Source organism: Mesotoga sp. (assembly GCF_035363035.1).
In the GTDB taxonomy this organism is placed as follows: domain Bacteria; phylum Thermotogota; class Thermotogae; order Petrotogales; family Kosmotogaceae; genus Mesotoga.
Map to the genome: position 1 here is coordinate 1 of NZ_DAOSEH010000102.1, position 6,631 is coordinate 6,631.

The window sequence follows — 6,631 nt, forward strand, 5'->3', positions numbered from 1 at the left end:
TAGCCTAAGTGTTTCGGACACTGTTACCGGCAAATGTATAGGCACCGTAGGATGCCCTCCCAAGTCTTACGCTCTGCGGTTAGTGGTTAAACAGTTCTGATGGGTAGGAACAGTGCTGCTAACGAGAAACTGTCGGATAACATTGGCGATGGGAGAATTACTCCGTAAGGAGGCGGACTATATGTTAGTCTGCATTGTTGTAAGAAAACTAAAACTTGTAGAAAGATCATCATCATTATTATGTGAAAGGAGGGAGGCGTCATTCCTCACCGGGCTGAAGCCCTGTGTCTCCTGACGCTGCTTAGATGAAAGTGATTTACATAGGGAACCCCTTATTACGCCTCGTTTCCAAAAAAATCGAGGTTTTCGACGAAAAACTGAGGGAGTTCGTCGAGGAACTGAGCAAGGCGATGTACGTCGAAGACGGCGTAGGCCTGGCCGCTCCGCAGGTCGGCGTTTCGAAAAGGATCTTCGTCTATGACGCGGGCGAAGGGATCAGAGTGGTTATCAACCCCGAGTTCCTCTGGAAGAGCGAAGAGACAGTGCAGATGGAGGAGGGCTGCCTGAGCATTCCCGGCATCTACGCCGATCTCTTCAGACCCTCGAGTGTCAAGCTCCGCTATCAGGACGTAGAGGGTAACTTCCACGAGGAAGAACTCTCCGAGTACGCCGCGCGCATAGTCCAGCACGAGGCCGATCACCTCGAGGGCGTTCTCTTCGTAGATCACCTCTCGTCCGCCAAAAGGGCCCTTTTAAAATCCAAACTGAATCAGATAATGAGGGAGAAAGTCTAGTCCCATGAGAATAGTCTTCATGGGAACACCGGATTTCGCGGCCTCCCATCTGGAAGCGCTGCTGGAAAGCAACTACAACGTAGTGGGAGTCTTTTCACAGCCCGACAGACCCAAAGGCCGCGGCCGGAAGTTGACGCCCACCCCGGTTAAGCTGGTATCTCTCAAATACGGTATTCCCGTCTTCCAGCCCGATTCAGTCAACACCGGAGACGGGTTCGATACTCTGTGCAAGCTCTCGCCCGACGTTATAATGACGGTAGCCTACGGAAAGCTCTTGAAAAAAAGAGTGATCGAGCTCCCCTCACTTGGATGTTATAACGTTCACGCGTCGCTGCTTCCAAGGTACAGGGGCGCCGCTCCGATTCAGCGGACGCTGGAAAACGGCGAGACCGAGACCGGGATCACGATTTTCAAAATAGACGAGGGCATGGACAGCGGCCCGATCGCCGTGGCCGAATCGATAGAGATAGAGATGTCCGACAGTTTCGGTACGCTCTTTGAAAAGCTCCAGACTCTCGGGAGGAAAATGCTTCTGAACTTCGCCGCTTCTCTCGATAACCGCAACCCTTTCCTGACACCGCAGAGCGACGAAGAGGCCTCTTTTGCCCCGAAGATACTTCCCGACGATCTTCTGTTGAAAGATTTCTCCAGCGCCACGCGTGTCTTTAACAAAATCAGGGCCTTCGACCCCGCTCCCGGAGTCAGGACCTCTCTGGGAGGAGAAATCGTCAAACTCTTCGGCGCCAGGCCGGGAGCGGAGGAAACGATCGGAATCGACGGAGAGATTGTCGAGATAGATGACTCTGGAATGGTTGTAAGCTGCGGGTCGGGAAGTGTTATCATATCGTTAGTGCAGTTTTCCGGCAAGAAAAAGATGCATCCCGTTGATGCTTTGAGTGGAAGACTGCTCGGAAAAGGTATGGTTTTGGGGGGATGAACTTTGCCGAGAGTCGTCAGGCTCTTTCAGATCAAAAACCTCGTTAAAGAGGATGAAGCCGACAGGATAGCGAAGAAGCTCCGTTCGCTGGACGGAGTCGTGCACGTGCAGGTAGATGTGAACAGCGGTGTTCTCGAGATCGAATACGAGAACGCGATTATCGATCGTTACGTAATCAGAGAAGAACTTCTCAAGATAGGTTTCGAGATGCTCATATGATCTTTATCCGCGTTGTGGCTTCTTGACAAAGGAATCCGGTCAAGTTATAATTTTTCTCGTGAAGTTGCCGAGGTGGTGGAATTGGCAGACACGCATGGTTGAGGTCCATGTGGGCGTTTAGCCTATGCGGGTTCAAGTCCCGCCCTCGGCACCACCGAACCGGGTTTAGGCCCGGTTTTTCTTTTCGGTTTTCGGAGAGGTGCATTTTGGAGGATATCCTGCTAGGAAAGGTTTTCAGGAGAGATTCTAGAAAAAGGGTATCGCTGAGACACATGGACCAGGAAAAGCCCTTCGTCTCGCTCGATATCGAAGAGCTCGACGGATACATGAAGGGTCTGGGAAACGGCTGCCTCTTTATTCCCGATTTGGCCGATGCTGAAAAGCTCACAGAGTATTCGGTAGATGAGAGGTTCCTGAAGAACTTCCTCGCCGCGGCGACCGCAGAGGACATTCAAGACCGTATAAGAGAGTACTCGGAGATACTCAAAAAACTCCCCAAAGGTCTGACCTCAATCCTCGTAAGACTCCCCGGCAGAGAAGGGCTGAGGAACTTCCTCCAGAAGTTTTTGAAGATGAGCAAGGTGGTCGAGCCCTGGGAGGATTCCATCTCATCCTCTCTGGAACTGGTCGAACGGAGGGAGATGAAGACCCAGAGGATAGATATCCAGAAGGCCATCCGTCTGGTCTTCAGCGAAGGCGGTCTCCTGCAGGATCTCCTGCCCGAATACGAATACCGGCAGGAGCAATTCATGGCGAGTCTCGAGATAGCCGAATCGATAGTGAATGAAAACGGTATCATGATCGAGGCCGGAACCGGCACCGGCAAGAGCATGGCCTACCTGGCCCCGATCGCTTATGCTTGCGTATCCACCACAAATCAGGCCGTCGTCGCGACAAGGACCAGGGTCTTGCAAGATCAGCTAGTAAAGAAAGATCTTCCGGTAATAAAACAACTACCGAACCTCAAAGACCTCAGATCGGTCTCCCTCAAGGGAAGGGAAAGATACCTCTGCCTGCGCAAACTTTACGAGAACCTCCGAATCGTTTCGAACGGCATGTTAGCGCGCGACACCGCCTGGGAGATCTTTGGCGTTATTCTCTGGTCCATTCTCACTCCCGACGGAGATCTCGACTCGCTAGCGCTCGAAGACGACACAAGGATGACTCTGGCAGGAAACAGATTCGATTGTACAAGAAGATTATGCCCGCTGTACGATGCCTGCCCTTATTATGTAGCCCGCGATAACGCCAGGAACGCCGATATAGTCGTCACCAACCACTCTCTACTCTTCAGCGAGGCGAACCTCAGGATCATGGACGGGGAGGAAGAGGATTTCGAAGCACTCGGTACCCTCCTGCCGTCCTTCAGATACCTAGTCGTGGACGAGGCTCACGAGGTGGAGAACTCGCTGACCCAGGCCATGAGTTTCACACTTGATCCTGCCGAGGTAGTCTCTTCGCTCAAGAAGGTCATCAAATCCGTGAGAAGCTGTTTCGGTTTTCTAAAGCGACACTTCGACGAGGAGTTTCTCAGAAAACTCTGGGCAAAAATGAACACGGCGACCGAAGAGCTGGAAGGCATAATGCGGGAACTGGTCGAACGCGGTAGAACACTTTCGAGTGGAGAGAAGAGGGCTTTCACGAAAGAGACACTTCCGGAACTGGTGGAAATTCTCTTTAAGATGGCCGACAGACTCCAGATACACATCGCTGTTTCCGGTCAGACGATACAGATGCTCGAGGATGTTCGGGAACAGAGCGAGGGAAAGGGGGAAGAGCTCTCCATAATCCTGAAGGCGTTGCATGCCGAGCTGCGCGAGTGGGCCAGACAGATCGCCGGCATAACGGCGATGGAGAGCTCGAAAGTCGTCTATATACACAAACAGGAGAGATTGAACGGAAACGGATTGAAGATAACCTCCTCGCCCGTTCAAAACGACAGGATCATGTCCAGCGTTTTTCCAAATGTGAAAGTCAAGATCTTCATCTCGGCGACCTTGTGGGTTTACAGCAAGGGCAGCGACGGATTCAACTACGCAAGGCGCGTGATAGGCGCCAGGGAGGATTATCCGGCCATAAGGCTCGGCACATCCTTCGACTACACCCAGCAGTTGAAATTCTTCGTGCCCTCGGACATGCCCGATTACAGGCCAAACTCTCTATCTTATCTGGAAAGCGCCTCCCGGTTCATCGAGACTGCCTTGAGCATAGTGGACGGGGGATCTCTCGTACTGTTCACCTCTTACGACGATATGAAGACAACGGCCGGGAGGATCGAAAAAAACCTGGAAGGGATAACAGTCAACGTTCAGGAGAGAAACGACAGCCCGGCCATCCTGCTGGCCGAGCATATAAATTCGAAGAGATCGGTCATCTTCGGCACCAGGGCCTTCTGGGAAGGGATCGACCTCCCCGGTGAGCAGCTCAAGTTGCTCATCGTCTACAAACTCCCGTTCGAAAGGCCGGATGAACCTCTGATAGAGGCGAGGATAAAGCATTACGGAACCCGCAACCCTTCGGAGGGCATGAACAAATACTACTACCCGAAGATGATAACGGCCTTCAGACAGGGGATCGGAAGACTCATAAGATCTAGAAGGGATCACGGGGTGGTGATAGTGCTCGACGCGAGAATGGTCGATCCCAACAGACCCTACTCGAAGAAGCTCCGGGCGTCCATGACGCCGGGCATAGAGATCCAGAGCGTCAGGAGTAACCAGATTTTTACCCGGCTGAGAAGTTTGAAAAAGGAAGGGTGGCTTTGAAGATTTCGAGGGTGATTTCGCACTTTTTCCCGAACAGGTGTGAGGCCTGCGACTGCGAGATCGAAGTAGACGCCGTTCTCTGTAGCGAGTGCGGAAAGCTGATAAAAGGGCCGATCATGGCTCCTTTTGAGCTCGCGCATATAGACAGGGCCTACTCTTACTGGAGTTACGATACCCCGCTCAGAGAAATGATTCACGCCTACAAATTCGGCGACAGGCCGAAAATGGCCGGCCTCTTCTCGAAAATGCTCCTTGAAATGTTCCTGGCCTTTGGAGGGGGCGTAGATACGGTCGTACCCGTTCCTACAACTGCGGAAGCCTTCAGAAAGAGGGGCTTCGACACCAACCACCTCATACTGAAAAAACTCTCCGGAGACCTGGATGTGAAGATCGAAGACGTTCTTGTGGCGACGGGTAAGAGCTCGCCACAATCGCGTCTCAAACTGGCCGACAGACATGGAAACGTAGAGGGCAAGTTCCGTGTCAAAAGGGAGCTTTCGACCGGGAAAATAATACTCTTCGACGACGTCGTAACGACTGGTGCAACCGTTGGGCAATGTGCTAGAGTCTTAAGAGAGAAAGGCGTTAAAGAAATCACGCTCTTCTCGATCGCGAAAGCAAAAAAATAGGGCCTTGAAGGCCCCTGGCTGGGAGAGGAGGACTCGAACCTCCATCGGCGGATCCAGAGTCCGCTGTCCTACCAATTGGACGATCTCCCAAGACAGTAAAGATTATAAAGCACAAGATAATTGGTGTCAAGCGATCTGGAGGCCTTCTGATGAATATAGCGATGTTCAGTGACACTTACGCGCCGCAGGTCAACGGTGTGGTGACGATGATAAAGATGCTCGAAGAGAATCTCCAGAAAAGGGGGCACAACGTCTATATCTTCACGGTCGATCACCCGAAGGCCACGAGTCAGGAAAATGTGTATCGGGTACCCTCTCTGAGGTTTCCCTGGGAAAAACAGCATCGAATCGGTCTTCCAACGAACTACCGGGAATTGATTCAGATCATATCTAACCTAAAGATCGATCTAATACACTCCCACACCTCGATAATAGTCGGGTATCTGGCCAACCTAGTCACCTCGAAACTCGGCCTGCCCGGTGTCACGACTTACCACACCATGATGGAGGAGTACGTTCACTACATCCCCTTCATGGAACCCATTCTGAGGGTATATATAAGAAAGCAGGACAAACGCTTCTGCGACAGGAACAGGGCGGTGATAGCCCCTTCAATAAAAATCAAGAAACTTCTTGAGACGTACGGTGTCACCTCGCATATAGAGGTAATTCCAAACGGAGTGGATCTCACACCCTTCAAAAGAGAGATATCAGAAGAAGAGCGGAGAAATTTTAGAAACCGGTACAACATCGGCGAGGAGGATCCGGTGATGATCTTCGTCGGCAGAATGGGCGGCGAGAAGAGCATAGACAAACTTATCGAAAACTTCGCCCGTGTCAACGGGGAGATTCCCAACTCCCACCTGCTGCTCGTGGGCGACGGTCCGCTTAGAACACAGCTGAAAGAGCTTTCGGTCGAGCTGGGTGTGGGAAGTAACCTGCATTTCACGGGATTCCTCAAATGGCCCGCCGAGATCTCTCTGGCCTACAAGAGCAGCGACCTCTTCATCATCGCCTCTCACACCGAGACCTTCGGTCTAGTCACTCTGGAAGCGATGGCCTCGGGCCTTCCGGTGGCGGCCTACAAAGACGACAGCATCGCCAACATGGTCTTCGACCGCGACAACGGTTTCATGTGTCCCTCGAAGGACGATCTCTACAAAGTTATCATAGAGGTTCTTAAGGACGATTCCATGAGGAAGAGGATGTCGGAAAGATCGCGCGAGATCTCTCTGGATTTCTCGGCCGAGGCCAACACCGAAAAGACCCTCGACCTCTACGGGAGAG

6 protein-coding genes and 2 tRNA genes are annotated in these 6,631 nt (G+C 52.2%); 7 read left to right on the plus strand and 1 reads right to left on the minus strand.

Annotation, left to right across the window (positions count from 1 at the left end; all coding sequences use genetic code 11):
• Positions 1–305 precede the first annotated feature (305 nt).
• The 6 genes from def (at position 306) to PKX57_RS10805 (ending at position 5,344) form a co-directional block, all read left to right on the plus strand.
• The gene (def, locus tag PKX57_RS10780) at positions 306–794 is read left to right on the plus strand and encodes a peptide deformylase (protein WP_214048264.1); all 489 of its coding nucleotides are present in this window, start codon (positions 306–308) and stop codon (positions 792–794) included.
• Between the two features lie 4 nt (positions 795–798).
• Positions 799–1,731 carry a methionyl-tRNA formyltransferase gene (fmt, locus tag PKX57_RS10785; protein WP_213920913.1) on the plus strand — a complete coding sequence of 311 codons (933 nt, stop codon included), beginning with the start codon at positions 799–801 and terminating at the stop codon, positions 1,729–1,731.
• Between the two features lie 3 nt (positions 1,732–1,734).
• Positions 1,735–1,950 (plus strand): heavy-metal-associated domain-containing protein, encoded by a 216-nt coding sequence (locus tag PKX57_RS10790; RefSeq protein WP_213920912.1) that lies wholly within the window; start codon positions 1,735–1,737, stop codon positions 1,948–1,950.
• 66 nt (positions 1,951–2,016) lie between these two features.
• Positions 2,017–2,104: transfer RNA gene (locus PKX57_RS10795), tRNA-Leu, on the plus strand.
• Positions 2,105–2,156: 52 nt separating this feature from the next.
• Positions 2,157–4,715 (plus strand): ATP-dependent DNA helicase, encoded by a 2,559-nt coding sequence (locus PKX57_RS10800; protein WP_472417264.1) that lies wholly within the window; start codon positions 2,157–2,159, stop codon positions 4,713–4,715.
• The gene (locus tag PKX57_RS10805) at positions 4,712–5,344 is read left to right on the plus strand and encodes a ComF family protein (RefSeq protein WP_472417266.1); all 633 of its coding nucleotides are present in this window, start codon (positions 4,712–4,714) and stop codon (positions 5,342–5,344) included. Before PKX57_RS10800 ends, PKX57_RS10805 begins: the two co-directional genes overlap by 4 nt.
• A 15-nt stretch (positions 5,345–5,359) precedes the next feature.
• Here PKX57_RS10805 and PKX57_RS10810 read toward each other — a convergent pair.
• Positions 5,360–5,434, minus strand: a tRNA-Gln gene (locus PKX57_RS10810).
• A 59-nt stretch (positions 5,435–5,493) separates the two neighbouring features.
• Here PKX57_RS10810 and PKX57_RS10815 point away from each other — a divergent pair.
• A partial coding sequence (locus PKX57_RS10815; protein ID WP_472417268.1) for a glycosyltransferase family 4 protein occupies positions 5,494–6,631 on the plus strand: 1,138 nt, incomplete at its 3' end.